Genomic DNA, 25,386 nt, shown 5'->3' with positions numbered 1-25,386 from the left:
CTAACTTTTACTTCTTTCCTGAGTAACCTAGGCGTGATCATATAACCCTTCCCGATAGGCGTTATTGTAGGCCCGGCAATGCCTATCCAGTCCAAGCAAGGCCATTGAGCCTTTCAGTGAGCCTAACATTCCTTTGTCCGTAGGATTAAGAATATAACTATCCATACCCGCACTCATGGTTTGGACCATGAAGAGACGATTGAGAACTTTGCGGGCAGGTAATCCATAAGAGATATTGCTTAATCCACAAATGGTGTGAACGCCTGGATAACCCTCCATAATAGTTCGAATAACCTTTAAAAGTATTTTGCCGGTTTTTTGATCCGTGCTTATAGGAGTCACCAAGGGGTCTATATAAATAGCTTCCAGGGGCACTCCAGCCTGAACAAGCCGATTAATAACACTATCGGCAATTCTCAACCGATCTTCCAGCCCTTTCGGCATTCCTGAATCTTCAATGCAGAGGGCAATGATCTTGGTCCTGTATTCCAAAACCAGGGGCAATACAGCCTGCCAGCGGGCAGTTTCATTGGAAATTGAGTTGATCATGGGCTGTCCATGCCGGGCTCTTTGCAGACCTTCACTTAAAGCTGCGGGGTTGGGGCTGTCGATACTCAAGGGTAAGGCCGATACCTCCTGAATAGTATCCACAAGCCAGCCCATAGCGGCGATTTCCTGTTCCACTAAATTTCCGCAATTCACATCAAGGTAGGTTGCTCCAGCTGCCTCTTGGGCCTTAGCCACCTGCTGAATGGTTTCGGCATCCCTGTTTAAGACAGCAGTTTTGATTTCTGTACGACTGGTATTGATCAATTCTCCGACAATGAGCATCCCAGTGCCTCCTCTTCTGATCACCATGCACTATAGAATGGCTGATTCCAGGCTGATTTTAAGCTGAGAATTTTTGAGCGACTTCCACTGCTTCCTGAGCACTCCTGCAGACCGCATCCGCCTTTACATAATCACATACCGATTGGTCAACAGGACCGCCGCCGATAAGAATTCTCAGCTCATTCCTGAGGCCGGCTTTTTCAATCTCTTCGATGGCCGCCTTTATATTATCAAAGGCAGTCGTAAGCAAACAGGAGAACCCGATGACCTTTGGCTTATATTCTTTGATCCCTTCGATAAATTTTTCAGTAGGTACATCAACGCCAAGATCAATCACGTTAAAGCCATTGCATTTTAAAACCGTGCTGACAATGTTTTTCCCGATGTCGTGGATATCGCCATAGATTGTGCCCAAGACGAAATTTCCTAAATGAGATTGCTCTGTTCCGGATAAATCACCCAGTGCACTGATCGCTTCATTGAAAATTTCAGCCGACATAATCAATTCAGAGAGAAAATACTCTTTCGCTTCATACTTTTGACCAACCGCCTGCATGCCTTCCTGCAGCTCCTGAATGATATCCAGCCCAGGAACGCCTTGTTCCTTTAACGCCTGTACTCCCGCCAAGACGGCATCCTCATCCAGTGCTCCCAGTTTTTTCGCTAATTCACCGCTCAAAATAAAGACCTCCTTTTAGTATAGTTGTATATACTAGTATACTTCTATTCCAAGAGTAAACCAAATCTTCGCAATTGTAAAGACAATTAATATCCTTCAAAACGACAAAATTCTTCAAGAAAAAAATACTGCCAAATTCTGCACTATTCTGTTACAATGTAGGCAAGTACATAGAAAGGGAGGGGAATTATCATGTATGCAACTGTAGAATCTGACTGCATTGGTTGTGGCTCCTGCGAAGCTGTATGCCCGGAGATCTTTCGGATGAATGATGACGGACTGGCTGAGGCTTATGTTAATCCTGTTCCAGCGGAACTGGAAGAGAGTGCCAAGGAAGCTGCCGATATGTGTCCTGTTAATGTCATCATTTTGGAATAAAATAAGAAGGATTCCACATGACAAAGGCTTAGAAATGAACAATCATTTCTAAGCCTTTGTATTTTAATCAATCCGGATGTTTAGAGTATGCCTAAGCCAATGGGAATGCCGGAGGTATAGAAAAGATACCTCCCCATAATTTCTCCGACGATTAAGATCCCCACCGCTGTATATAAAAAGCCCTTTTGATTGATGAATTTTCCTGTGCGTGAAATAAGGAAAAGGAAAACCCCGCCCAACATCAGCAGCCAACGCAGGAAAACGGCAGCGCTGTAACCACCGGCCAGCAAGGCGGCACTTTCCTGGCCGGCCCCTGCCATTGCCCCTAAGCCGGCAACATAGTTGGGAAGAAAAGCGATTTGCACCAGGACGATGCCGAGAACGAAAAGCTCAAGCCTGGGGAGCTTTTCCCTGCCTTTTTGTCCGCTGGACACATAGAAGACGATGGCCCCCAGAACCAGGGTGGTAGCATAAAAATCAACCAAGGTGTTGGCACTTTGCCAGGCCGGGATGATCGTCTCCATATAAAGTTTAGCCATGGCGAATACGGCGGCCAAACCTGATAAGCAGGCTAAATACCCGGCTGTTTCTTTAAGGGAATGGGCTTTATGGGACCGTTCCAGCCACCAAAAGACCGCCAGCAGTACAAAGAAGCCGCCGCTGAAGAAAATCTCCCTGCTCAGCCAGGACCCCATGAAATTGGACATACTGGTCAGGGCTAAGAAAGGTTTCCCTAAGTGAAGCAGCGAAGCGATGATGCCCACTGCACTCAGGATTAATGCACATAAGGTATTGGTCTGATAAGCGGAGGCTTCTTTGTCCCGAAGCCGGAGAAATATTGCCCACAGGACTGCTCCCACAGCCGCTTGCATACTCAGGGTAAAGATGATCAATGGCATTTCTTTCATGGTGAAGCTCTCCCTTCTACTTTATTGCAGCCTTATGGGGCGTAATAACCAAGGAAGGTTTGGTGATATCGGCACTGGGCAACCCTTTGACCTGAGCAATTTCTCCATATTCAGCTCGCAGTTCATCAAGGGGGCCGAATTTCAATACCCGCATAATGCAAGCATCGACACAGGCCGGATTTTTTCCTTCCTTTTGCAGATCAATGCAGAAGTTGCATTTGGATGCTGTCTTTCCGGCAACCTGGGGCACTTCATAAGGGCAGGACCAGGTACAGTAACCGCAGCCTATGCACTTATCCTGATCCACCAAGACGATACCATCTTCCTCCCGTTTGTACATGGCGCCGGTGGGACAATTCTCCGCACATTTAGGATGTTCACAATGATTGCAGCCCAGAGAGAGCCAGTAAGCAAAGACATTGCTTTTGAATACGCCGTTTTCTTCGATGCAGGAGCCGCCGGTAAATTCATGAACCTTTCTCCAGCGCAAGCCGTCTGCCAAATCATTTTTATCCTTACAGGCAATCTGACAGGTAAAACAGCCAATGCAATTGTGCTGATCTACATAAAAACCGTATTGATTTGCCATCCCCATCACCTCCTACGCTTTCTCTACTTGGACTAAATTCGTATGCTGAGGATTGCCCCAGGCCAGAGCGGTGGGCTCCCAAGTGGTCAAGGTGTTGATACATCCTCTGGTATCCACGCCCTGAGCATCAGGGGTATACCAAGCTCCTTGAGGAAGAGAGCATACCCCTGGGATGAGACGGGGAGTAACCTTCACTTTGACTTTTACCGTCCCTCGATCGTTAAAGATCTTGACCGTATCGTCATCTTCAATTCCTCTCGCCGCGGCGTCCTGAGGGTTGAGCCATAGCTTCTGAGGCTCCGCTTCCTCCATCCAGGGCAGATTATCAAAGGTGGAATGGACACGGCGTTTGCTGTGATGGCCGATGCATTGCAGGGGATATTTTTCTTTCAGAGCGCCTTTCGGACCTTCTGCAACAGCTACATATTTAGGAACAGCCGGTATTCTCTCCGGATTATTCATATCGTAGAGAGTTTTGGAGAAAATCTCCACCTTTCCGGAGGGAGTTTGCAGCGGGTTCTTTTCCGGATCCTCCACAAAGGCTTGATAAGCAATAACTTTCTTAGGTTTCGTCTTATAAATGCCCTTTTCCCGGAATGCTTCGAAAGACGGGAAGTCGGGATGAGCCGCCTGAGCCACAGCGACACATTCGCGCAAATATTGCTCCTGGCTTTTTCCTTCATCAAATTTATCAAGGACGCCCAGGCGTTTGGCCAGTTCTGTGCAGATTTCATAAACACCCTTGCACTCATACAAAGGGTCCACCAATTTTTGCCCATACAGGGCAAGCCCTTGTCCCAAAGCCCGGGTGACGATATCCTCCTGCTCAAATTGTGTGATATCGGGGAGGATGATATCGGCATACTCCATACTGGGGGTCATAAAATTCTCAATGCCCAGGATAAATTCGCATTTCGATGTATCTTTCAATAACTCGGTGGTCCGTCCGGTATCGGAATGCTGATTGATCAAGGCATTGCCGCCATAATTCCAGATAAACTTGATGCCATGCTGCAACCGGTCCGCACCTTGCAGGCCACCATTTTCTTTGGTGTGGTTGCCTCCTTTTTCAATGGCATCGGTAAACATAAAGAAGGATACTTTGGTTTGTATTGGATTTGTTCCTGCAGGGTATGCCCCCATTTTTACGGAAGTAAAGCCTTCATACATACCGGGATTAGCGCCGAGTTTGCCCATATTCCCTGTCATCAGGGCTAAAAGAGGAACAGAAAGAGCCTGGAATTCTCCGTTGGCATGGCGCTGCATGCCCCGTCCCTGCAGAATAAAGCAGGGCTTGGCACCGGCAATCTCTCTGGCCAATTGTATAATCGTTTCTACAGGAACACCTGTGATTTCCGATGCCCATTGCGGAGTTTTCGGCTGTCCATCGCTGACTCCCAGCAAGTAGCTCTTATAGGAATTTCCTGCCGGAACTCCCTCAGGCATGTGCTCTTCATCAAAACCTATACAATACTTGTCCAGAAAGGCTTGATCATGAAGCTCCTCTGTCAGTATGACATAAGCAAGGCCTGCCACAAGTGCCGCATCAGTGGTCGGACGAATAGGAATCCACTGGTCGGCAAAGGTGCCTACCGTATCACTGTGACGGGGATCGATGACAATAACTTTGGTTCCGTTTTCTTTCGCTAATTTGAGATAGTATGTTGAATTAAGACCACCCACTCTTGTGCTGGCGGGATTATCGCCGAACATCACGATCAGCTGGGCATCTGAAAAACTGGTGGGTGAGCTTCCTCCATAACCGGCTCCAAACATATAAGGAATGGCATACATATAATTGGCCTGGCTGTAGTTGCCATAAAAGCTCAGATATCCTCCCAGTGCATTAAGAAGTCTCGCAGATGCTCCCCCTACATAGCTTTGGTTAAATGCCCCACCTACCCCTGAAGCATAAATAAAATATACCGATTCATTGCCATATTGATTGATAATACGTTTTAACTCAGAAGCTGTGGTATCCAGAGCCTCTTCCCAGGAGATCTTCTCCCATTGCCCGGCTCCCCGCTCCCCCACTCGTTTCATGGGGTATTTCAGCCGATCCGGATGATAGAGGCGCTGACGCTGGGATCTCCCTTTCAAACAAGCCCTGGCCTGAAGATTATCCGGAGTATCCGGTCCCTCATTGTCCGTCACAAAACTCAGGACAACACCGTCCTTCACCTGGGCTTTAATCTGACAGCGCCCGCCGCAATTATGCCAACATATCGAAGGCTTTATTTCCGCATCAAGATGACGGTTTCCGGCTTGAGCAACTGCCGGTTCAGCTCCTGCTCCCGAAGTTAGGGGCATGCATCCCACCAGTGTCGATGAGCCGGCAACAGCTGCGCTCCATTTCAAAAAGGAGCGGCGACTGACCTTGAAATCTTTATTTACCATTTTCCTACCTCCGCTTCGCCCTTAAATTTTTTAGTTTCTGAGTCTGATGTTATCCATCCGCGCTTCCCTGAGCCCCCTTTCGCTGGGGAAGATTCTCTTCTGTAGCCTCCGTTTTGCTTGTACTTGTGAATCCTTTTGCTTTTATCTCTCCACTAATGCTTGCCTTTAACCTCCTTTCCGCCTCTCAGCCCTATAGTAGATTATTCGTTACTATATTGTGTATATTATCACATAGATATTAACAGTTTATTGCTAAATATTAATAAAATATTATTTTTTCTGATATCTCTCCGTGCAAGCCTGAAGGGTGCCGCGGGCTGCTTCTTAGCAGCCCGCGGCACCCTTCAGGTCTTTTATCTAGAGGCTGGCAGCCTTGGCAATCATCTTCTCCACCAGATTGATGGCCATAACTTCCAGCCCTTCCGTATTCAGATGCATGCTGGCTGTGGCGTCATAAAGCAGATTGGCCTTGGCCGGCCATTCGTCGTCGGCCAGCCACAGAATCAAGGCCAGCTCAAGTTTGGGCAGAACCTCTATGGCATAGGCTATGTCTCCCATTGCCAGTTTTTTGCCTTTGAGCATCTGGCATATGGACTCGAATTTCTCCGGTGAGTTGCCGAAGTGCTCGGCTATCGGATCCATAGCTTCCAGCTTAAAGGCTCCATAGTGGTTGTTTCCGCCCGGCAGCTCTCGGAAGGATATCCAACGTCCGGTAGGCTGGACTCCGCATACTTCTGTCAGATACTGAAGGATCAGAATCTGATCAGTGATGTCCTCACAGGGGCTGATTTCCCCTTCGGGGTACCAGACCCGGTAATGTTCACCCCCATAGAAGAGGACCAGACTGGATTCGTCATAAGGAGCAGCTCCGGACAGCTCCAGAATCTTGGCAAAACTGCGCTTGGCAAATTCTTGCTTGGCATGCTCCAGGGCATCCCGGTATTTCTTTTGGCTTTCTTTCATGATTACCCCCCACCTTCACATCTCCCCAATTAACTGATTTGTCTAACTATTCTATTTTGAAGGTGTATTTCCTGCTGATCTCATGCCTTTATATGGTGTATTCTTTTTACTCTACAAACCTTCCTTGTTCCGGCACAGCGATTTCTTGGAAATGCTGAGCAAGATAGACTAAGTGATGGCTTAATTCATCCCCTGCCATGGGTTTGCCATGACTGGGGATGACCAGGGAGGGCTTCAATTCTTCCAATCGCTTTACAGATTTTTCGGCTTCCACCCAATCTGTCGTAAAATACTTTGGCGGTCCGCCCATCTGCTCCTCTTGAGTCATTACGGACCACAGGGATTCCTGCTTCGTTGTCGTAAAGGCATCGGCGGCGAGAAGAACCCGATCTTTTTCCCGGAACAGGGAGATATGTCCGTCGGTATGGCCTGGGGTATGAACCCATTGCCAACCCGGCATACCTGGGACCTCGCCATGATCAGGCAAAGGAAAGATGCGGTAGCCTAAGTCAATTCGGGTATGGGGAAAGGTGGTGGATATCCCGGACACCAATCCTCCTCCTACTCCTGGATCAGCTAAAGGGTAATCCTTTTTGCCGGTAAGATAAGGAAGTTCCAGAGTATGGGCGTAGACGGGAACATCCCAGTATTCTGCCAATTCTTTTACAGAACCCACGTGATCGAAATGTCCATGGGTTAAAATAATGGCCTGAGGACGGCTGTTTTTTCCGAAACGGGAATGAACGGATTCCAGAATGAATTGGCTGGAGTTTTCCAGGCCTGTATCCACAAGAACCCATTGAGATCCTTCCTCTTCGGGTATCCCGACAAGACAGGCTGTTACGATTCGGAATTCAAGAATAAGGATATCGGGAAGCACTTCTTCAGAAGAGGTGGTCAATGCTGAGACTAGTTCCACGAGTTTGTTGCCCATGCTGTTACCTCCTAACAAGTGATCTATTTTTATCTTTTTATTATGTATCCAGCCGGGGTTATTCATAAGTAAAAACCAAACGAGCAAGACGATAGTTCTCAACTATTATTTGAGGCCGGTCGGCAAGAAAATAGGAAACATAAGAAGAGACGTTTTGGCTGTCCCCTGGAGGAGTCAAAACGTCTCTTTTATCCTTCTATCTTTTACTCTTCTGTCTTTTCCTTGGGATCGGTGTTCTTTTCTTCGCTGACAATTTCCGCATCGACAGTGTTCATTTCACGTTTAAAATTCTTTAATCCCTTATTCATGGCCTTCCCAACTTCAGGAAGCTTGCCGGGACCAAAAATAAGCAGCGCAATTACCAAGACGATAATGGCTACGGTTGGTGTAATCATTCCAAAAGTAATCATGGCTTCACCTCAATTTCTTTAGTTATCAGGTCTACTCTACTATTTTTTCACGCTACAGGCATCTTTAGACACCCGAAATCATACGGGATTTAAAGTATTACACCTCATTATATATTAGATAAGCTTATAATGCTAGAAGGTACCTGCATCTCTTCGGTGACGGACTCCAGAATCCGGGCTGTATTTTGGAGGTCTATGAACCGACTCTCTCTGAGAATCTCTCTTCCTTCGCACATAACCAGCAGCGTCGGTACGGTAAAGACCAGGAGCTGCCCTGCTCCTTCCTTAAATTCCTGAGTGTTGATTTGCCCTACGGGAATCTTGTAAACCTGTGCCACTTTCAACACTTTAGGCAAAAGGGCGTGGCAGACATTGCAGTCAGGGCTGCTGAAGTAGAGGATTGAGGTTTTTTGTTCTTGAAGAAGTTGGCTCAGCTGTTCATTGTTTTGAATGGTCAGCAACGGCTCTATGGACATGGGCTCAACACCTCTACTTTACCTCTACTTTTTCTTCCTTGTTTTCTGCTTCTTTTTCGTGGTGACGATCTCCACCCGGAAGCCTTTACGGCTTTGTCTTACAGTGGCGGCCATAAAGCCAAAGAACATCACTGCCCAGATAGCGGCCGTAACGGGAATACCGATAATCAGCCGTGCCCAGGTTGGCCAGAGGATCGGCCGGCTCAGAAGATACAGGACATAGAGAACACCTGACCAAAAGCCGCCTTCGTAGGTTACGGGAGGAAGCGCCTGCAGGACAGCCACTAATTCCACCGGACGGAACACATAGAGAATGCCCAAGGCCAGCAAGAGGACAAAGATCATATTCACCAGATACATGAACATGGATGCTCCCGGGGAAATCCGCTGCTGAGGATTTTCCGGGTTAAATCGGGAATAGTTAATGGAATAAAAGAGACCAATGGCACTGGAGCCCAGCGATAGAAAGATGGCGCCGAAGGCTAAAGCCAGGATCATCGTGGTGCTTAAGCCGATGGCCAGGGCGGTTCCCACCAGGAGAGCTTCCATCAGGACCAAGGTTGGTAAGACTGCCGCCAGCAGTTTTCCTAATACCACCGGCCAGCCTCCCAGCGGAACGCTGTTCAAAAGCCAATCGGATTCTCCTTCCCGGCCAAAGGAAAGCAGAGCCATGTTGCCGCTGAACATGATCGTGTACATGATAAAGACGGTGACCAGGGATGATTCGGAGCCTGGTGTGCGGACAAAGAGGTATTGGGCGATAAAAAAAGCCATGATGATCAAAGGAGTCAGATAGCCAAACCACTCCCGGGTATCTCTCTTCAGGTAAAGCAAATCCTTTTTGGCAACAGCCCACATTCCTGCCAAGGGAGAGGTTTGGCCCACGGGTTCTTCATGGAGCAGCGAAAATATTCCCTGCAGAGTGGTATCTGCCCTTCCTTGCAGAGTCGTACGGGAAGTTCTTGCTGATGTTTGGCCGGGTGTAACTTGGTCGGGCAAGGCTCTTTTCCGGCTTTTGGTGCGCCGGCGGCCCCCTTCACCCTGGCTCAGGGAGATAAAGCCCCGGCGGAACCCCTGTTCCAGGAGATTAAAGGCCAGGAGAAAGAGTCCGACCCCTACGGCGAGCAGGAGCAGGCTCCAGCCCAGCCCCACTAAGAAGTCTCCCGACATACCGGCTACTAAGGCCTGGGAGCCCCATCCCCAGGGAAAAAGATGCATCAGGTTAAGGACCTGCTCATTGCCGGTAAGCCAGGAGGTCATGTCAAATTGCTCTTCCCTGCCCAGGATCAGATTGGGAATCTGGAAAAACAAGGCGATCATAATTCCCGCCAAGGCTCCGATGAAGCCTACGGCTTCTTTGCTGCGATGGGGGGGAACGATGCGCATCACGACTAAATTCAGCAGCTCGGCAATCGCTGTGCCGATGATCATGAGACCCAGCCCCACCAGCAGGACAAGGATGTAAAAGGCAGGACCGGCCTGAAAGAACAATCCATAAAAAAGCCCCGGCAGAAACACGAAAAGAAGTGCTGTCAAGAAGTTGCTGGCGATGACGCTGAGGGATTTGACCGCAAAGACGGCTTTCAAGGATACTGGAGCGATGAAGAGCAGCTCCAGATCCTCCGACATATACAGGGCGGCAAAAGCGGCGGTGATCCCGAAAAATATCTGACCGACCAATCCCCCTAAAAAGAGCAGGGAAAGAAATCCTTCCACCACTTCATAGGAAATCGAGCCCAAAGCTCCATAAGCCAGGTAACCCATGGAGGAGATGAACGCTACTATGAAAAAGATCAGCAGGGCATAAAGCAGCATGGCACTTTTGGGCCGATGACGGAATTTGTTCCAGGACACCCGGAATTGATTTTTGAAGAGGAGAATAAAGTCCTGAAAGAAGGATTGAGGGGGCGGCGGTGTTTCGATAGGAGGCGGTAAAAGGATTCTCACGCTCGTCCCTCCTCCAGGCTTTTGATCAATTCCTCATTTTCATGACCTCCGGTCAGCTCCAGGAAAATATCTTCTAAACTTTCTCCCCCATGTCCTACGTTTTGGCGCAATTCCTCCGGGCTGCCTTGAGCGATGAGTTTTCCTTTTTCCAGAATGCCCACCCTGTGGCACATTCTTTCCGCAATCTCCAAGATATGCGTAGAGACAAAAACCGCCGCTCCCTGGTGTGCCAATTCCTGCAAAACATCCTTGAGGAGACGGGCGCTGGCCGGATCCAAGCCTACGGTGGGTTCGTCCAGGAGAATGACTTTCGGTTGGTGGATCAGAGCTGAGGCCAGCACTACCTTCTGGCGCATCCCGTGGGAATATCCCTCCAAAAGTTCATCAGCTCTGTCCAGCAGGCCAAACATCTCCATAAGCATCTCTGCTCTTTTGCGGGACACATCTTTAGGTATCTGATAAAGATCGCCGATGAGCTTCAGAAATTCCCAGGCCGAGAGCTTGCCGTATAATTTGGGTTGATCGGGGACGTAGGCCATCAAGGCTTTGGCTTGAGTGGGCTGCTTGCGAATATCATAACCGCAGATCAAAGCTTCCCCTTCACTGGGCTCCATAAGTCCGGTCAGGATTTTGATGGTAGTGGTTTTCCCCGCCCCATTGGGTCCCAGGAAGCCAAAAATCTCCCCTGCCCTTACCTCCAGATTTAGCTGGTTCACCACAGGAACATCGCCATAGCGTTTGGTGAGTTGGTGGGTTTTTATCAAAACTTGATTCATAAGCTACTCCCTTCTTAAGAATCTTGACGTTTTTTGTGCTCAGTTTTCAGATCTTTCTACAGCTTAGTCTAACTAGATTTTCTGTGAGCATACGCCATGATTCAGGCCTTTCTCAAAAAGAAAAGCAGGAACAAGGTCTCCTGCTTCAATTCGAGAATTAAATTCCTGCTCTAAGGAAATTATAGCCATTATGAACTGCATTATCAAGAAGTTGCTTAAGGAGAAGATTATGAAAAGAACCCGACCTTTGGTCTTTTGGCTTTATATCCTGTTATGCCTGACCATTGTCCCCATGACTTTCGTTCATCTTGCCCGCTTAAACTGGCTATCCACCGGGATGTGCCTGCTGACTCTGCTCTTTATGTCCATTCCCTTCCTTTTAGAGACTAAATACAAGCTGACCATTCCCCGGGAATTTCTCACCGCGCTGATTTTATTTCTTTACGCTTCCATGTTTTTAGGCACCGCCAACCGCATGTATGATGTGTTTTGGTGGTGGGATAAAATGCTCCATGGTGCATCAGGCTTTATCTTTGCTCAGATGGGTTTCTTGCTGCTGATGTTTCTTGATGCCCGTCAGAAGCAAGATTCGGGAAGGAGCAGGCTCCTGGCCGCCCTGTTTGCCTTTTCCTTCTCTTTGGCGGCCGGTGGGGTCTGGGAGATCTATGAATATACCATGGACTGTACCTTTGGCACCCTCTATCAAGGAGTGGGCATCCACGACACCATGACGGATATTATCCTGGATGCCTTAGGGTCTTTGGTCTTTGCTTTGCTACTCTACTTTCGGAAAAAGCGTGTCCCGTCCTCTTCTGTTTAAAAATCCGGCAATTTTGAAAATCACTAAGCAGGCTTCGTAAATTTGCAAAAAGAGCAATTTTAAAGGACCGGCCCTCCGTAGGGGGGCTATGAAATAAAAAAACCAAGACACAATGTACATATTAATGTGCCTCGGTTTTTTTATTCATAAATCTTCCGTTCTTACGCTGATTTTATTGATTGAAGGAACATCAATAATCCGAGATGCCACCTGCTCCGCTAAATACATATTATGGGTAATCAAAATGATCCCTAACTTCTTTTTATCTGCGTGCCGCAGCAGGAATTTCCAGATATGAGCCTGATTCACGGCATCCAACATGGTGGTCATTTCATCAGCGATTAAAAAGCGGGTCTGCTCTCCTAAAGCCCTTACTACGCAAAACCGCTGCAGTTCACCGCCGGAAAGTTCATTGGGCCAACGCTCCAGCCACATTTCCCGGATGCCCATTTCGTTCATAATCTCCGGATCCAGTACGCCGGCTTCTTTCAAGGAATACTTCATTTTCCAGCGGGGATTCAGTGCTTTTTCCGGATGCTGATAAACCAGTTGCACGGGGCAGTACTCACCTTTGGGCAAAGGCTTCCCATCCAGAAGAACAGTTCCTTTTTCCGGTCTAAGAAAACCGGCCATAATTTTGGCCAAGGTGCTTTTTCCATAGCCGCTGGGCCCAACTAAGGCTACCCTTTCGCCATCCTCGATCTTCAGGTTCACATTATGGAGAACCCAAGGTCCGTTTGCGTAACGAAAACTCACGTCTTTCACTTCAAGCATGGTAGCCACAAGCACACCTCAATTCATTGCCGTCAATTTCCCAAACCGCGCAGCTTAAACCGCATTGGGGGCAGTGAGCTATTTGAAAGCCATTTTGCGGCAAAGCTCTAAAAAGGGCCCGGCTGTACGGATGCTTTAAGCCCTCCCCGTCCCCGGAAAAATCTTCCCGCCTTGCCGTCTCAACCACTGTACCGCTGTGAAAAATAGAAATACGGTCGGCCACATTTAAGGCTAAATCAATATCGTGAGTAATCAGCAACACTCCCTTGCCCTGATCGGCAAATTCTCTGAAATCCTTTAAGGCCTGAATCGCCAGGTTTAAATCCAAACCGGGAGTGGGTTCATCGGCAATAATCAGCTCTGCATTCGCCACCACCGCGGTGGAAATCAATATCCTGCGGGCCATACCGCCCGAAAGTTGAAACGGATAAAGTTTTTCTGCTTTCCCATCCAAACGATATTTCGCAAAAGCTTTCCGCTGAGCCTCCCGCAGCTTTTCCCCTCCGGTGCCCCGCACCTGTTCGCCAACACGCATCAACGGGTCAAGATAGGCTACGGATTGGGGAATAAAGGCAATTTCCTTCCCTTGCAGCTTTTCCCGATATTCAGGGGTCAGCTCTTGGCCTTTATAGGCCATTTTACCACCAACTTGGGCATTGTAAGGTAGAATACCCATGATAGCATGAGCAAGCAAGCTTTTCCCTGAACCACTGGAGCCGACTATCGCCAGAATTTCCCCGGTATGAATCTGAACACTCAAATCAGCAATCGCCAGGCTTGTTATTTTTTCTAATGAGGCATCATAACCGTCGAAGGTTACCGAAAGACCCTGAACATCCAAGATAACTGTCTGCTTAGCTTCAGCCACTCTCTAAACCTCCTACTCATGAGCGGCATAGGGATCAATTAAAATCTTTAAATAGTCTCCTATTAAATCAAAGAGCATGACCACCAACAGTAAAGCTAATCCAGGAAAAAAGGCCAGCCACCACATCCCCGTAGCCAGATGCTTCATTGATTCAGATAAAACGACCCCTACTGCCGGAACTTCCAAAGGTAACCCATAACCAAGAAATGTAATTCCCGCCTCATGCAAAATGGCATGGGGAAAAAGTAAAATCAAGCCAACCAGATACTGGGGAAGAACATGAGGAATGATGTGACTGGCTGCCACATACCAAGGGCTTTTTCCCAAAGCGCGGGCAAGTTGAACATAGTGGGCTGATCTTACCTGCATGACTTCGGCCCGGATTACCCTGGTCAAACTTGGCCAATGAGTTACAGCAACCCCGGTAATAACTCCAACTGCTCCGCCCCCCAGCGCAATCGAAATCAAAATCAGCAGAATCATATGGGGAATCCCCATGCAAAGATCAACCAGCCAATTAACCGCTGTATCTATCTTGCCGCCAAAGACAGCCGATAAACTGCCCAGCACAAGGGCAATAACCGAGCTGACTGTTGCCGCCAGCAGCCCAACGCGTATGCTCAATGAAAGTCCGGCCATCGTCCGAAAAAACATATCCCGCCCCAAGTAATCGGTGCCAAAGGGATGCTTCCAGGAAGGCGCCTGACTTCTAAAGTCATAGTTCGGCGCATACAAAGCAGAGTCCATCAGAATCCCCCCGATGGTAATTGCTGCTAAAACCAAGAGACCGCTCCCCATAATCAGCATAATTTTTCGACGGCGATTCATGACGAGCCTCCTTCCCGGATTTGAGGATCGACAATCCCATAGATCACATTGGCCAGGAAATTTCCCGTAAATACAAAAAGCACACTAAATAAGGCAATACCCAGCAGCAAAGGAGCATCTCCTTTCAATCCGGCATGGGTAGCCGCGTTTCCCAGACCAGGATAAGAAAAAACCTTCTCCGCCAGCACCGACCCGCCAAACAGTTCACTGACCGAAGCGAATTGCAGCGTTATGCCGGGCAAGGCGATATTGCGCAATCCGTGACGCCGAATAATCTCCCGGGGTTTTTCCCCCCGGGCTTTAGCAAAAAGGACATATTCACTCTTAAGTACGTCAATGAACTTCTGACGGGTATGAAGGGCAATGCCGGCTACACCGGTAATGCTCAAGGTTAAGGCAGGTAGAATCAGATGATAAATTTTATCACCTAGAGTAACCTCATGGGCCAATTTATTGATGGGGGCTGCCAATCCTAAGGGAAACCACTGTAAATAGACAGCAAAAACCATTAAAAAGAGTAAGCCCAGCCAAAAAAGCGGTGTGGATGCCAATATCAAACAAAACGTTTTAATAAAGCGGTCAATCCACTTCCCCTTATTCACGGCAGCGATAATGCCCAAAGTAAACCCCAGCACCCCGGACAACACCCAGGCTACTCCCATCAAGGCCAGCGACGCCCGGAAACGCTCGCCGATAACCTTCGCGACAGGCTGGCGATAAGTGATAGATTCGCCCATGTCACCCTGAAGGACATGGGTTATCCAGATGCCATAGCGCTCTACAGGCGATTTGTTAAGACCCCAATGTTCAGCGATATTCGCCCTTTGCTCTTCGGAGACGTGGGCATCACCCAAATAAGCGTCGATCGGATCAATCGGCGACAGCGCAATAAGCATGAAGCTGATTAGACTCACGGCCCCAAGCAGAGTCAGCATCCGTACTAAAGTACTGCTGAAATAGCGCCCCAATCCTTTATATACCGTGGTACTCATACTACCAGGACCACTCATTCATATTTTCTACAATGGAAATCCCCTGCCCCCGGGTTGGCAATTTCTGCAAAGAGGGGATCTTCAGCCCTTCTTTGACAAGATAAGTGACTTCCGGACGAACGATCCACAAGTACGGAATATCCTTTTGCGCAAGAGCCTGGCCTTCCTGCCAGTATTTATTTGCCTCGTCAGAGTTCGTTGCTGCAAGGGCTTTTTGGATAACCGCATCAACCTCCGGATTGGTATAAGAAGCCGGGTTGCCGATAACCGCTACACCAATTTGCGAAGAATCATAATAACGATAGAATTCTATGGGATTAGGCTGACCAAAGACCCAGCAAGTCGGTAAATTCCTCGCTTCCCGGCATTCCGACCAAGGTGCGGATTTGGGGATAATCTGTATTCCCAGCTTTTTCACATCTTCTGCCAGAGCAACGACCGTATTATAACGCGCCAGATCATTGCTTCGTCCTGTTATCACGATTTCCGCCTTAATATTATTTTTCTCCCGGATGCCGTCCCCGTCAGTATCTTTCCATCCTGCATCTTCCAAGATCTTTTTCGCTTCTTCAACCTGGTTGTCTTTAAACATGTCGCCATTACTCCAGGGAAGTTCCTTCGCCGCTCCATAAGTAACTTGCCCAAATCCGTTCAAAGCGTTTTGGGTAATGAGCTGCCGGTTTATCCCAATGTTCAAGGCTTTGCGAATCGCCGGATCACTTGTGACATTATTGCCTACTTTTTGCCCTGAAGGGTCGGTCGTTTCCGGAATCGTTGGCAGGTTAATGGTAAAAGCATCCATGGCGGACATTCTATATAGTTTCATTCCGTCAACCGGCGTGCTGGCAAATTCAGATTCGACAAGCACCAAGTCCAACTGCCCTGATTTCGCTGCCGCCAGAGCCGCATCTTCATCCAATTTTAAGATGGTTACTTTCTTAAACTTCGGTATTGGGCCGTAATAATGTTCATTCGGTACCAGGATCAACTTCTGATCAACTGCAAATTCGGCAACTTTCCAGGCACCGGAGCCCATCGGATGATCCCCATAGTTTTCATTATAGAGATGCTTGGGGACAATTCCCACCTCGCTTAGATTAAAGACAAACGTAGACCAGGGGGCTTTTAAGCGGAAAACAACAGTACTTTCGTCTAAAGCTTCAACTGAATCCAGCATGGTCAGATCCGCGGCGGAAGCTTTGCTTTTGGTTGTTTCAAAAGTAAAGGCCACATCTTCCGAAGTTAAGGAATGGCCATCCGCAAATTTTGCATCATTGCGGATTTTAAAGGTGTACGTTAATCCATCTGCACTGATATCATAAGAGGTGGCTAAATCATTGACCAATTGGTTGTTTTCTTTTACTTGCAATAAGTGACTGTGAAATATATCCGGTGCCCATACGCCATAGCCTGTGGTCGGGTCAAAACCACCGGCCACCAAATTGACCCCGGCCGAAATAGTAATTTCATCTTTCGCGACATTTTCTGTGATATTTTTTCCGCCGTTAGAAGCAGAACAGCCCACCATCAGCATTAGTCCGGCGAGCAACAGCAATAATACTATTTTTCTCATATGGCCTTCTCCTTTTATTCTTGATTTTAATAGCATGTTATATCAACTGGAATATGGATATTTCGCTATCCATTTTCACCTCCTTATGGCGAAAGAGTCTCCCCAATAATAAATCTCCCTGCAATGATGCAGGGAGAACTTACCTTGAACAAGCCTAAAAAAGCCTTACTAGTGTACTTAATCAGCTTTCTAAAAGGCAGGTCTTCTGGCTCTCGTGTCATCCTCCTCCCACGCCTTCCCATCTCTAAAAAAGACAGTGACATTCTGGGGATTCGTCTCCGATTACAGCGGCGGATCCGCACCGGACTTATACCGGTTTCCCTATTCTCCCTATGGGCACCTTAAGCTATGTATTCGGTTTTAAAGCAAACAAAACCCATTTTCGCTAAGAAAATGGGTTAAAGCACAAGTGCAACCGTCATATCCCTTTTTCCGCGAAAGGCGTAGACAACCAGTATTAGGCAGGTTTCCTGACTTGCGGGTCTTTGCTTTCTTTCTCCTTCCCGGATAAAACCAGTGGTTATAAAAGAAGCTCTCCGCATACAGTGGCGCGACCGTCCAGGAATTTCACCTGGTTCCCTATTATCCTCCGATAAATCAGAGGCACCTAAAAACTGAATATTTAATTCACTTATATTGTTTATAACATATATTATGACAATTAACAACCCAAAGATCACTCGAGATTCAAACGCTTCTTCAAAATAGTATTGGTGATGGCGAAGTAAGCAGCCGTGATCAGTGCCGACTCAATCAGTATGAAGGCAATGAAAAGGTGGATCTCCGTGTGCATAGTGAGAAAATTCCCCGGGGTAATATTCCAGGCATTGCCATGCCCTATTATAAAACCAATCCCCATGCTGATCATTTGGGTTAAGGTATTGAGTCCGATAAAGGCGGCAAAGGAGGCCAGAATACGGTGCTGATTAAACAGGTGGCCAACAGCAATCGAGGCGTAGAGGATTAAAATGGCCGATGCCAGAATGAGGAAGATGCCGATCACAGCCTCGAGGGAATACAAATAAATCGATGTGCCCAGATAACCCCATAGTGTGCCAGAGAATTGGGTCAGCTCCCTCATAATGTGCTCCCAGTCCCCTGCTTTTAAAGCGATGAGGATGATGGAGAGCATGGCCACGAAGAAACTGATCACTAACCAAAACATGGAGATCAGCATCTTACAGACAATGTGCTGCCAGGGTTTGACAGGGAGAGTGAACATCAGGTAGCCTTCTTCAGAGAGAAGATTCTTATAGAAACGCTGAATCGTCATAATCAAGGTCATAACAAAGATACCGGCCATGATAAAAATATAAACAGCCATACTGATGACCGCCGGAGCCTGCCAGTGGTGGCTGGAACTTACTCCCAGCATGAAGCGGTTAATCAGGGCGAAAACCAATAAAGCCAGGTATAAGGGCAGGAAAACTCTTCCTGTGGCTTTCAACTCATATTTCATCAACTTACTTAGCATTTGAACACCTCCCGGAATAAGGCATCGACGGATTTACCTTTTTCACTGCGGATTTCATCCACTGTGGAGGTCAAGACAACTTGACCTTGATTGATAAAGACAACATAATCGAGGATATTTTCAATTTCAGAGATAAGGTGGGTGGAGATGAGAACAGTTCCCTTTTCATTGTAGTTGCTGAGAATGGTTTTCAGGATATAATCCCGGGCTGCCGGGTCCACTCCGCCGATAGGCTCATCTAAGAGGTAAAGATCCGCTTCACGGCTCATGACCAGGATGAGCTGAACTTTTTCTTTGGTGCCCTTGGACATGGTCTTAAGTCTGTCATGAGGATTGATGTTGAGGTTTTTCAGCATCTCGAAGGCCTTTTCCGGCTTGAAATCCTCATAAAAGTCCTGGAAGAACTCAATGATTTCGTGAACTTTCATCCAATCATTGAGGTAAGTTTTTTCCGGGAGATAGGAGATTATTTTCTTGGTCCCGATACCCGGCTTTTGGCCATCGATCAGAATCTCGCCCCCGCTTGGGGTGAGCAGCTCATTGGCCAGTTTGATCAGGGTGCTTTTCCCGCTGCCGTTAGGTCCTAAAAGGCCCACGATCTGACCCCGTTCCAAAGTTAAGTTAATCGTGTTCAGGGCCACCTTGGTGCCGTATTTCTTGGTCAGCCCCTTGCATTCCAGGATTGGGTTCATTTCTTCATCTCCTCTGCCATAGTGTTGATGATGGTTAGGATCTCTTTTTGTTCAAAGCCCATCATTTTCATTTTTTCCAGAAATTCAGCAATTTGTTCTTTGGCTACTTGGGTTTTGGCCATCTCTACCATATGCGCATCCTCCGTTACCGATCGACCGCTGGTGCGGTGGGTTATAATCAATCCGTCCTCTTCCATTTTGGCTAAAGCTCTTTGCATAGTATTGGGGTTAACAGCCGCCTCTTGGGCCATATCCCGGACCGAAGGCAGTTTTGACCCCAGAGGGTATGCTCCGGAGAAAATCTTCAGCTGAATCTGCTCAATTAACTGGGTGTAAATCGGTCTGTCCGTCTTTAAATCCCATGACATGGTCTCACCTCTTGTCTCAGTGTATTATTGTATTAAGTTCTTAATACAATAATACACTATTCTCTCTCGATGTCAAGATAGGTTATATACTTTGTTCCATCATTATATTAATAAGCAAGTGAACGGTAGTAAAAAGCCATGATCGGAAGGATAGTTCTCCCAATCATGGCTTAACTTTTCATGGCTTTACTTTATACTGAACTGAAGTCTCGTTCAATCCGCTGCTTTAAAATTATAAACCGGCTTAATCTGAGCCACGATCTCCACCGTATCGTGGATGTTTTTGATGATATCTTCCATGGGTTTGTAAGCTAAGGGGCATTCATCCAAAGTTTCTTTGTTGACCGATGTGGAGAATACCCCTTGCATCATTTCTTTATATTGGGTCAAGGTCAGGGAACTGCGGGCTTGGGAGCGGCTCATGAGGCGGCCGGCTCCGTGCGGAGCTGAATAGTTCCAGTCCGGGTTGCCTTTGCCGATACAGATCAGGCTGCCGTCCCGCATGTTGATGGGAATCAGGAGCCGTTCATCCTTTTGGGCTGAGACTGCGCCTTTGCGCAGAATCATGTGCTCTGTATCAATGTAATTATGAATGGTCGTGAACTGGTCCACGGCCTTGAGTTTCATCCCTTTAAGTATTTCATCCGCCATGGCTTTCCTGTTTAGGGCCGCGAAATGCTGGACAATTTTCATATCGTGGATATAGTCCTGAAAAAGTGCTCCCGAAGCATAGGCTAAAGCCTTGGGAACATCCGTTAGGACCTCTGCCTTTTTCCGTCTGACCTCTTTGGGAATTTCCTTATCCCGCCCTGCGGCTTTCAATTCGGCGATCAATCCTTCGATATCGGCCTTTGTGGACTTATTTAAAGCCCGATAAGCCTCCTCTTGATACAGCTTAGCTACTTCATTGCCTAAATGGCGGCTCCCTGAGTGAATTACTAAATAGTAAATTCCCCGGCTGTCTTGATTGATCTCGATAAAATGATTGCCCCCGCCCAGAGTACCGATGCTTCTGCGGGCACGGGTTAAATTGACTTCCCTTTTGCATTTGAGATCATCCAAATCAATACTCTCATGAAAACGGTGCTCCTTATTGCGGATATTAAAGCCGCTGGGAATTTTCTCATAGATCAGCTTATCCAGCTTTTGCAGTTCAAGGTGTGAACCTTCAAGCTGGGTTACTTCCATGCCGCACCCTATATCCACACCGACCAAATTAGGCACCACTTTATCTTTAATGGTCATGGTCGTGCCAATGGTACATCCCACACCGCTGTGAACATCAGGCATGATGCGAATCTTGCTGTCCTTGACAAATTCTTGATCGCATAAGGTTTCGATCTGTTGGCTGGCTCCTGCCTCCATCGTCTCGGTGAAGACCAAAGCGTGATTGTATTGACCCGTGATCTTGATCATGGTTTATCCTTTCGCAGCTTACTCTTAACACTCTGTCTTCTATTTGAAGAATAGTACAGACAGCTTCCAATCGGAGTAAAGGTGACGGCAAACAAATTATGCTTGGACAAGAATTCTTTCGATCTCTACTACATACATGGTGTGATAATCTTTCAGGGGATAATTCTTTTCATCCAGGCCCTCCACACTAAAGCACTCAGGTTTTAGTTCCTGGGCATAGAGCTTCTTGCCGAAGAGTGTCATGTTTGCTTCTTCAAAATAGGGAGTTCCATCACCTGCTTTGAGCACGGTTAAGCCGGATTCTTTAATCTTCTCCACATCTCTCCCGGATACACGTCCCAAATAGCCCAGCTGTTTTTTGTAAGAGCCGGGGAAAAAGGATAGAGACAAGGTAGTGGAACCATCCACAAACTCCTTGGTGTAGCGTGTGGGGCGAATAAAAATATAAGCTACATTCTTATTCCACAATACCCCAAAACCGCCCCAGGAGGCTGTCATGGTGTTGACTTTTTCATCTATGCCGGCGGTAATAAGCATCCATTCTTTGTCCAAAAGCTGAAAAGGGCTATGTACAAATTGTTCCGGGGTAATCTCTTTAAATTCGCGCATTTTACAAATCTCCTTTAACCTTGAAGTATTTCCATACACCGTACTAAGAATTTCTCTATGGTCTGCTCTTCTTCCTGCTTTTTTTGAGGAGTCATTTCACCTCTTCCTAAACGGTCGCAAAAACCAAGCAGGGCTATTTCCTCAATAGAAACTTCCGCGGCCATTTTTTTAACATTGGCAAAGGGCAGGCCTTTGACGACAAAGAGAATCTGCATATGCCAGCGGACCATTTTGGCGACTTGGTGGATGAATCGTTCATCCCGGGTTAACTCCCGGAGGAATTGGCCGGCCAGCTTCTCCCCCACTGCATCATGATCATAGGAAGTGATCCGCCCTTTGCGCACACGGGTGGTGGGGGCTTTGCCCAGGTCATGAAGCAAGGCGGCCCACATCAACACCTGGGGGTTTTGGCTGAGATGTTTTCTCTCCGCCGCGTTATCCAGAACCATCAGGGTATGATTCCAAACACTGCCTTCAGGATGATGCTTTGGAGATTGAGGGGTATCCTTCAGCGCTCCCAGCAGAGTAAAAGGATATTCAGTCTCAATTATTCCTGCCTTGTTTAATTCTATTATGAAGTTTGACGGTTTATTATCATTCATGAGGTGATTGTCGATTTCCTGAAAAGTTAGGCTTGGCATAGTCATTTCCCCTCGAATCATTTGATCTTTTTCCTACCTGCCTTTTAGTTTACCCAAAACAGGCAGGATATGACATAAAGAAAACCTGGCCGTTCAGCCAGGTCGGTAGCGTAATCCGTATGTGTTTCCAACGGGGTTTCAGCGGAATATCCTGACTGCTCAGAACGAATCGTCCATGATTTCGGGATAGGTTAAGACCATTCCTGTCACTTTATGGTCGGGCTTGATTTGGCGCGGATACTGTGCGGGATCTGTATCAAAATTAAAAGCTAAGGCAGCGGCGCCTTCCACCTTGAAGATGCCATAAAGAGTTCCGCCATGAATGCTTTCCGGCTCTACATACTTAGAGCGATAGGCGGCGAATACTTTCTCTGCCTTATCTCCCACCTTAACACCTAAATCCGTAACGGCTTGAGGGGAAGTGGCATTGATCTCCAAGACTTTCCCTGAATCCGCCCCGATAAAGACCTTGATTCCTTCGTAATCCCAACGGTAGACCGGCTCAGGAAAATGTCCCGTTTCGCCGCTGGGTGCTGTTTCCTGATAGTTCTTCCCTAAGGCTGCCATCACCTGTTCTCTGGTGTCCCCCAGATGGACACCGGAAATGCTGGGGCGGATGTTTTGGGTGCTCTTCTTTTGGGTCTTCTGCCCGGGAATGTCTTCTTCAGTATAGTTGATATTCCCCTCCTGATCCCAGGACTCTACCCTATAGTAAGTGTCTTTCGCTTTCCAGAGATAGTCGCTGTCCTGATCGCCCAGAGTATAGATTTCTAAAAAGCCCCAGGTTTCGCCATACTCATGGAATTCATTGCCGTAAGCGATAGCTGTGCTGTCCGGTTTCCAGACAGGGGTATCCATGCTCTTGGGTTTAAAAGGGCTTTCCTGCAAGGTCTCAGCATTGACAATGCTGTTGATGGCTCCTTCAGCCAATTTCTCGCTGATGATAAAGTGCTTGCTGTCAGGAGACCAGGATAAGCTGCGGACTGTGGGCTGAACATCCCTGACAAACCGAGCCTCTTCTTTCCCGATCTGCCAAAGGTAAGCTTCGTCCAGGCCCTTTTTACTGGCACCGCCAGGCTGGATATAGAGCACTTGCTCCTGGTCGGGAGACCAGGTGATCTGGAAAATTTCCTGATTGGCATTCAGGGCGGATTCAATCTTCTCCCTGGCTTTACTCTTTTGTTGGTCAGTTAAATCGGCCGAATCAGGCTCCTTTGAGCCTGCCTGATCGACGGGCTGCGGATCGCCCTTGCTTTGACCGGGAAAAGCGGAGCAGCCCGTTAAGATTAAAGATAAGCCAAGGGCAACTATTCCTGCCGTTTTAGTTAGTTTATTCATAAGCTCCTCCTCAGACCATTTACTGCGCTTGCCAAATATATAGACGTAAGCCCACAGAAAATTCTGTTGCTGCGAAGCTTAAATTTCAGAGGACATGAGTCCCGCAAGCATCAGGCCCCGTTGATATTTGCTTCGCTCTTCAGGGGTTAGCCGATAGGCTTCAGAAAGGGCCTCTCCTAATCTCACCACATCCTCCACTTGACCGCTTTTAAGTTCAAGTTCAAGCTCGCAGATAGATTCCCTTCTACTGCCTGCTACGATCTCCCCGATATCCAGAGCTAACTCAATGCGGCTGCCGTCCTGGCCGATGAGGTCAAGGGTGCTGCGCTTAAAGCGGGTGCAGAATATGGGGAGAAGTTCTTCATCTTTAATAAGGCTCTCCAACTCCCGGCCTATGGCCAAATCCAGAAAAGGCTCCAGCGTGGGGGCGTTCTCCGGTAGTTGCCGATTCCATTCACTTCTTATGGACAGCCCCTTCCGGGAAGAACCGAATCCTTTGATAGCGGCGATATACATCCCTGCGAAATTCCGTATTCTGTAACATACTTGATGATTGATGAGCAGATGGCTGGGAGTGTCATAATAGGTTGTCTCATATTCCCTGACCCGGAGCTGGAAATCCCGGCTTAACTCCTTAATTAAAGGGTCCTGAAGTATCATCTCCCCCAGTTGGGGATTAGGCACCTTGAGTTTTAGTTCAATTTCCTGAAATTCCTGAAATTCTTGAGCCGTTGCCGTGTTTTCCCGGCACTCTCCAGTATCCGCAACAGCCCCGCAGCCTTTCGGGACCTCCTTAGCTTTCCCAACCTTCAGCTCCTGAGCAATATAGGTTATGGCTTCCTCAAGAGCATGCTGGTATGGAAGAGGCAAAGCCTGTACTTTTTCCTGTATTTGTATGAAAGCCTGGAGATGAGCCTTTAGAGCGTATCTATCATTGCTATAACAGGAGTCTACCAACAGGCTCAAATCATAAGCTTCTTTCGTTTGTCCCTTTTGCATGAGATAGTCATAGAGAACAAGAGCAAATTTAAAGACGTCGGATTGATTGGCAATAGTAAGACTCATAGAAATTTCTCCTCGTTTACTTTTTTGGACAAATAAGAGTATGACAATTAAGAGTATAGATTATTTTAACATCCTACGATGGGAATATCTATGGAAAGGGATTTACCTTGAATAGTTGTCTGAATTTTGAAGGAATTACCTTGGAAATGTTTAATTATTATATTTAGGTTATGTATTAATTTTTATTTAAGGAGGAGTGCTCTATGAATTGTGAACGATGCGGTGATCTCATCCCTGACGGTGAAAGCTTTGACCATCGAGGCAAGATCCTTTGTGAAGATTGCTATATAGGTGCTCTGCAGCCGCCCAAGTCCTGTGATGTAGCCGCAGTCCATTCCGCTAAAACCCATCGCCAGCTCTCCAGAGAAAGCGGAGCCGACGGGCTCACCGAACTCCAGTCCACTATGTATAACCGAATTAAGGAGAGCGGAAAACTTACCCGGCCTGAGTTGATGACTTTGTTTAACCTGAAGGAATGGGAGCTCGATAAACAGATTGCCATATTAAGACACTGCGAGTTGATTAAAGCCCGTAAAATAGGCGAGCAGATCTATATTGTACCTTTTGAACTGGAATAGATGAATAGAAAGTCATGTTAAGAATAGCTTCCATTAAGAAATAAAAATGAGAAACAAAAACA

At 47.4% G+C, this 25,386-nt stretch carries 27 protein-coding genes and 2 riboswitches; of the genes, 3 read left to right on the top strand and 24 right to left on the bottom strand.

The features are described 5' to 3' along the window. Positions 1 to 27 precede the first annotated feature (27 nt). Positions 28 to 831 (bottom strand): methyltetrahydrofolate cobalamin methyltransferase, encoded by an 804-nt coding sequence (locus DHAF_RS12725; RefSeq protein WP_015944091.1) that lies wholly within the window; start codon positions 829 to 831, stop codon positions 28 to 30. A gap of 58 nt (positions 832 to 889) precedes the next feature. Continuing rightward, entirely contained in the window at positions 890 to 1,510 is a 621-nt protein-coding gene (locus DHAF_RS12720) for a cobalamin B12-binding domain-containing protein (protein WP_005808943.1), read from the bottom strand. Between the two features lie 192 nt (positions 1,511 to 1,702). On the opposite strand from DHAF_RS12720, the gene DHAF_RS12715 reads away from it, so the two are divergent. Next, positions 1,703 to 1,888, top strand: coding sequence for a ferredoxin (locus tag DHAF_RS12715; protein ID WP_005808945.1), 186 nt, complete (start codon positions 1,703 to 1,705; stop codon positions 1,886 to 1,888). An 80-nt stretch (positions 1,889 to 1,968) separates the two neighbouring features. Here DHAF_RS12715 and DHAF_RS12710 read toward each other — a convergent pair whose 3' ends face one another. From DHAF_RS12710 to DHAF_RS12670, 9 genes are all read right to left on the bottom strand, one after another. Continuing rightward, positions 1,969 to 2,796, bottom strand: coding sequence for a dimethyl sulfoxide reductase anchor subunit family protein (locus DHAF_RS12710; protein ID WP_005808947.1), 828 nt, complete (start codon positions 2,794 to 2,796; stop codon positions 1,969 to 1,971). A gap of 16 nt (positions 2,797 to 2,812) precedes the next feature. Beyond that, positions 2,813 to 3,385 carry a DMSO/selenate family reductase complex B subunit gene (locus DHAF_RS12705; RefSeq protein ID WP_005808950.1) on the bottom strand — a complete coding sequence of 191 codons (573 nt, stop codon included), beginning with the start codon at positions 3,383 to 3,385 and terminating at the stop codon, positions 2,813 to 2,815. A gap of 12 nt (positions 3,386 to 3,397) precedes the next feature. Then, positions 3,398 to 5,782 (bottom strand): DMSO/selenate family reductase complex A subunit, encoded by a 2,385-nt coding sequence (locus DHAF_RS12700; RefSeq protein ID WP_005808952.1) that lies wholly within the window; start codon positions 5,780 to 5,782, stop codon positions 3,398 to 3,400. A gap of 357 nt (positions 5,783 to 6,139) precedes the next feature. Continuing rightward, positions 6,140 to 6,745 carry a DUF3786 domain-containing protein gene (locus DHAF_RS12695; RefSeq protein ID WP_005816562.1) on the bottom strand — a complete coding sequence of 202 codons (606 nt, stop codon included), beginning with the start codon at positions 6,743 to 6,745 and terminating at the stop codon, positions 6,140 to 6,142. Between the two features lie 106 nt (positions 6,746 to 6,851). Beyond that, a complete protein-coding gene (locus DHAF_RS12690; RefSeq protein WP_015944090.1) occupies positions 6,852 to 7,679 on the bottom strand; it encodes an MBL fold metallo-hydrolase in 828 nt (275 codons plus the stop codon). 203 nt (positions 7,680 to 7,882) lie between these two features. Then, positions 7,883 to 8,089 (bottom strand): twin-arginine translocase TatA/TatE family subunit, encoded by a 207-nt coding sequence (tatA, locus tag DHAF_RS12685; protein ID WP_005816567.1) that lies wholly within the window; start codon positions 8,087 to 8,089, stop codon positions 7,883 to 7,885. Between the two features lie 107 nt (positions 8,090 to 8,196). Then, positions 8,197 to 8,565, bottom strand: coding sequence for a thioredoxin family protein (locus tag DHAF_RS12680; RefSeq protein ID WP_005816569.1), 369 nt, complete (start codon positions 8,563 to 8,565; stop codon positions 8,197 to 8,199). A gap of 24 nt (positions 8,566 to 8,589) precedes the next feature. Continuing rightward, the gene (locus DHAF_RS12675; RefSeq protein ID WP_005816571.1) at positions 8,590 to 10,512 is read right to left on the bottom strand and encodes a putative ABC transporter permease subunit; all 1,923 of its coding nucleotides are present in this window, start codon (positions 10,510 to 10,512) and stop codon (positions 8,590 to 8,592) included. Next, positions 10,509 to 11,288: an ABC transporter ATP-binding protein gene (locus tag DHAF_RS12670; protein WP_005816573.1), complete on the bottom strand. Its 780-nt coding sequence runs from the start codon at positions 11,286 to 11,288 to the stop codon at positions 10,509 to 10,511. Before DHAF_RS12670 ends, DHAF_RS12675 begins: the two co-directional genes overlap by 4 nt. 229 nt (positions 11,289 to 11,517) lie before the next feature. Between DHAF_RS12670 and DHAF_RS12665 the strand changes: the two genes are divergently transcribed. Then, positions 11,518 to 12,108, top strand: a complete 591-nt coding sequence (locus DHAF_RS12665; RefSeq protein WP_015944089.1) for a DUF2238 domain-containing protein — start codon at positions 11,518 to 11,520, stop codon at positions 12,106 to 12,108. A 144-nt stretch (positions 12,109 to 12,252) separates the two neighbouring features. On the opposite strand, the gene DHAF_RS12660 is transcribed toward DHAF_RS12665, so the two are convergent. The 13 genes from DHAF_RS12660 to DHAF_RS12600 all read right to left on the bottom strand — a co-directional run bounded on the left by DHAF_RS12660 (position 12,253) and on the right by DHAF_RS12600 (position 24,746). After that, positions 12,253 to 12,891: an ABC transporter ATP-binding protein gene (locus DHAF_RS12660; protein ID WP_015944087.1), complete on the bottom strand. Its 639-nt coding sequence runs from the start codon at positions 12,889 to 12,891 to the stop codon at positions 12,253 to 12,255. Further along, positions 12,875 to 13,750 (bottom strand): ATP-binding cassette domain-containing protein, encoded by an 876-nt coding sequence (locus DHAF_RS12655; RefSeq protein ID WP_011459690.1) that lies wholly within the window; start codon positions 13,748 to 13,750, stop codon positions 12,875 to 12,877. The genes DHAF_RS12660 and DHAF_RS12655 overlap by 17 nt, the downstream gene beginning before the upstream one ends. 12 nt (positions 13,751 to 13,762) lie before the next feature. Continuing rightward, positions 13,763 to 14,578: an ABC transporter permease gene (locus tag DHAF_RS12650; RefSeq protein ID WP_005816583.1), complete on the bottom strand. Its 816-nt coding sequence runs from the start codon at positions 14,576 to 14,578 to the stop codon at positions 13,763 to 13,765. Next, a complete protein-coding gene (locus tag DHAF_RS12645; protein ID WP_015944086.1) occupies positions 14,575 to 15,570 on the bottom strand; it encodes an ABC transporter permease in 996 nt (331 codons plus the stop codon). The genes DHAF_RS12650 and DHAF_RS12645 overlap by 4 nt, the downstream gene beginning before the upstream one ends. 1 nt (position 15,571) lies before the next feature. Beyond that, a complete protein-coding gene (locus DHAF_RS12640) occupies positions 15,572 to 17,143 on the bottom strand; it encodes an ABC transporter substrate-binding protein (RefSeq protein ID WP_011459688.1) in 1,572 nt (523 codons plus the stop codon). 178 nt (positions 17,144 to 17,321) lie between these two features. Continuing rightward, positions 17,322 to 17,502, bottom strand: a riboswitch (cobalamin riboswitch). 84 nt (positions 17,503 to 17,586) lie between these two features. Then, positions 17,587 to 17,769, bottom strand: a riboswitch (cobalamin riboswitch). 50 nt (positions 17,770 to 17,819) lie between these two features. Continuing rightward, entirely contained in the window at positions 17,820 to 18,617 is a 798-nt protein-coding gene (locus DHAF_RS12635; RefSeq protein WP_005816588.1) for a hypothetical protein, read from the bottom strand. After that, complete coding sequence (locus tag DHAF_RS12630) at positions 18,611 to 19,309, bottom strand: ABC transporter ATP-binding protein (protein WP_005816590.1); 699 nt, start codon at positions 19,307 to 19,309, stop codon at positions 18,611 to 18,613. The genes DHAF_RS12635 and DHAF_RS12630 overlap by 7 nt, the downstream gene beginning before the upstream one ends. Continuing rightward, positions 19,306 to 19,677 (bottom strand): GntR family transcriptional regulator, encoded by a 372-nt coding sequence (locus DHAF_RS12625; protein ID WP_005816592.1) that lies wholly within the window; start codon positions 19,675 to 19,677, stop codon positions 19,306 to 19,308. The genes DHAF_RS12630 and DHAF_RS12625 overlap by 4 nt, the downstream gene beginning before the upstream one ends. A 213-nt stretch (positions 19,678 to 19,890) precedes the next feature. Beyond that, on the bottom strand, positions 19,891 to 21,093 hold the full coding sequence (locus DHAF_RS12620; RefSeq protein ID WP_015944085.1) for an RtcB family protein: 1,203 nt from the start codon (positions 21,091 to 21,093) through the stop codon (positions 19,891 to 19,893). Between the two features lie 96 nt (positions 21,094 to 21,189). Further along, entirely contained in the window at positions 21,190 to 21,702 is a 513-nt protein-coding gene (locus DHAF_RS12615) for a flavin reductase (protein ID WP_005816594.1), read from the bottom strand. A 14-nt stretch (positions 21,703 to 21,716) separates the two neighbouring features. Then, on the bottom strand, positions 21,717 to 22,364 hold the full coding sequence (locus DHAF_RS12610; protein WP_015944084.1) for an HDIG domain-containing metalloprotein: 648 nt from the start codon (positions 22,362 to 22,364) through the stop codon (positions 21,717 to 21,719). A 138-nt stretch (positions 22,365 to 22,502) separates the two neighbouring features. Further along, a complete protein-coding gene (locus DHAF_RS12605) occupies positions 22,503 to 23,681 on the bottom strand; it encodes a hypothetical protein (RefSeq protein WP_005816598.1) in 1,179 nt (392 codons plus the stop codon). Between the two features lie 78 nt (positions 23,682 to 23,759). Next, positions 23,760 to 24,746 carry a CYTH domain-containing protein gene (locus tag DHAF_RS12600; RefSeq protein ID WP_015944083.1) on the bottom strand — a complete coding sequence of 329 codons (987 nt, stop codon included), beginning with the start codon at positions 24,744 to 24,746 and terminating at the stop codon, positions 23,760 to 23,762. Between the two features lie 203 nt (positions 24,747 to 24,949). Here DHAF_RS12600 and DHAF_RS12595 point away from each other — a divergent pair, with 203 nt between their 5' ends. Beyond that, positions 24,950 to 25,324, top strand: coding sequence for a hypothetical protein (locus DHAF_RS12595; RefSeq protein WP_005816601.1), 375 nt, complete (start codon positions 24,950 to 24,952; stop codon positions 25,322 to 25,324). Positions 25,325 to 25,386 lie beyond the last annotated feature (62 nt).

Origin of the sequence: Desulfitobacterium hafniense DCB-2, from assembly GCF_000021925.1 — a bacterium.
Taxonomy (GTDB): domain Bacteria; phylum Bacillota; class Desulfitobacteriia; order Desulfitobacteriales; family Desulfitobacteriaceae; genus Desulfitobacterium; species Desulfitobacterium hafniense.
This window is presented reverse-complemented; position numbering and strand designations above follow the sequence as displayed.

What these genes read in the sequence shown, in the direction of transcription:
- DHAF_RS12725 (WP_015944091.1), bottom strand. Translation starts at nt 831, where the DNA reads ATGCTCATTGTCGGAGAATTGATCAATACCAGTCGTACAGAAATCAAA.
- DHAF_RS12715 (WP_005808945.1), top strand. Translation starts at nt 1,703, where the DNA reads ATGTATGCAACTGTAGAATCTGACTGCATTGGTTGTGGCTCCTGCGAA.
- DHAF_RS12710 (WP_005808947.1), bottom strand. Translation starts at nt 2,796, where the DNA reads ATGAAAGAAATGCCATTGATCATCTTTACCCTGAGTATGCAAGCGGCT.
- DHAF_RS12705 (WP_005808950.1), bottom strand. Translation starts at nt 3,385, where the DNA reads ATGGCAAATCAATACGGTTTTTATGTAGATCAGCACAATTGCATTGGC.
- DHAF_RS12700 (WP_005808952.1), bottom strand. Translation starts at nt 5,782, where the DNA reads ATGGTAAATAAAGATTTCAAGGTCAGTCGCCGCTCCTTTTTGAAATGG.
- DHAF_RS12695 (WP_005816562.1), bottom strand. Translation starts at nt 6,745, where the DNA reads ATGAAAGAAAGCCAAAAGAAATACCGGGATGCCCTGGAGCATGCCAAG.
- DHAF_RS12690 (WP_015944090.1), bottom strand. Translation starts at nt 7,679, where the DNA reads ATGGGCAACAAACTCGTGGAACTAGTCTCAGCATTGACCACCTCTTCT.
- tatA (WP_005816567.1), bottom strand. Translation starts at nt 8,089, where the DNA reads ATGATTACTTTTGGAATGATTACACCAACCGTAGCCATTATCGTCTTG.
- DHAF_RS12680 (WP_005816569.1), bottom strand. Translation starts at nt 8,565, where the DNA reads ATGTCCATAGAGCCGTTGCTGACCATTCAAAACAATGAACAGCTGAGC.
- DHAF_RS12670 (WP_005816573.1), bottom strand. Translation starts at nt 11,288, where the DNA reads ATGAATCAAGTTTTGATAAAAACCCACCAACTCACCAAACGCTATGGC.
- DHAF_RS12665 (WP_015944089.1), top strand. Translation starts at nt 11,518, where the DNA reads ATGAAAAGAACCCGACCTTTGGTCTTTTGGCTTTATATCCTGTTATGC.
- DHAF_RS12650 (WP_005816583.1), bottom strand. Translation starts at nt 14,578, where the DNA reads ATGAATCGCCGTCGAAAAATTATGCTGATTATGGGGAGCGGTCTCTTG.
- DHAF_RS12645 (WP_015944086.1), bottom strand. Translation starts at nt 15,570, where the DNA reads ATGAGTACCACGGTATATAAAGGATTGGGGCGCTATTTCAGCAGTACT.
- DHAF_RS12640 (WP_011459688.1), bottom strand. Translation starts at nt 17,143, where the DNA reads ATGAGAAAAATAGTATTATTGCTGTTGCTCGCCGGACTAATGCTGATG.
- DHAF_RS12635 (WP_005816588.1), bottom strand. Translation starts at nt 18,617, where the DNA reads ATGCTAAGTAAGTTGATGAAATATGAGTTGAAAGCCACAGGAAGAGTT.
- DHAF_RS12630 (WP_005816590.1), bottom strand. Translation starts at nt 19,309, where the DNA reads ATGAACCCAATCCTGGAATGCAAGGGGCTGACCAAGAAATACGGCACC.
- DHAF_RS12625 (WP_005816592.1), bottom strand. Translation starts at nt 19,677, where the DNA reads ATGTCATGGGATTTAAAGACGGACAGACCGATTTACACCCAGTTAATT.
- DHAF_RS12620 (WP_015944085.1), bottom strand. Translation starts at nt 21,093, where the DNA reads ATGATCAAGATCACGGGTCAATACAATCACGCTTTGGTCTTCACCGAG.
- DHAF_RS12615 (WP_005816594.1), bottom strand. Translation starts at nt 21,702, where the DNA reads ATGCGCGAATTTAAAGAGATTACCCCGGAACAATTTGTACATAGCCCT.
- DHAF_RS12610 (WP_015944084.1), bottom strand. Translation starts at nt 22,364, where the DNA reads ATGATTCGAGGGGAAATGACTATGCCAAGCCTAACTTTTCAGGAAATC.
- DHAF_RS12605 (WP_005816598.1), bottom strand. Translation starts at nt 23,681, where the DNA reads ATGAATAAACTAACTAAAACGGCAGGAATAGTTGCCCTTGGCTTATCT.
- DHAF_RS12600 (WP_015944083.1), bottom strand. Translation starts at nt 24,746, where the DNA reads ATGAGTCTTACTATTGCCAATCAATCCGACGTCTTTAAATTTGCTCTT.
- DHAF_RS12595 (WP_005816601.1), top strand. Translation starts at nt 24,950, where the DNA reads ATGAATTGTGAACGATGCGGTGATCTCATCCCTGACGGTGAAAGCTTT.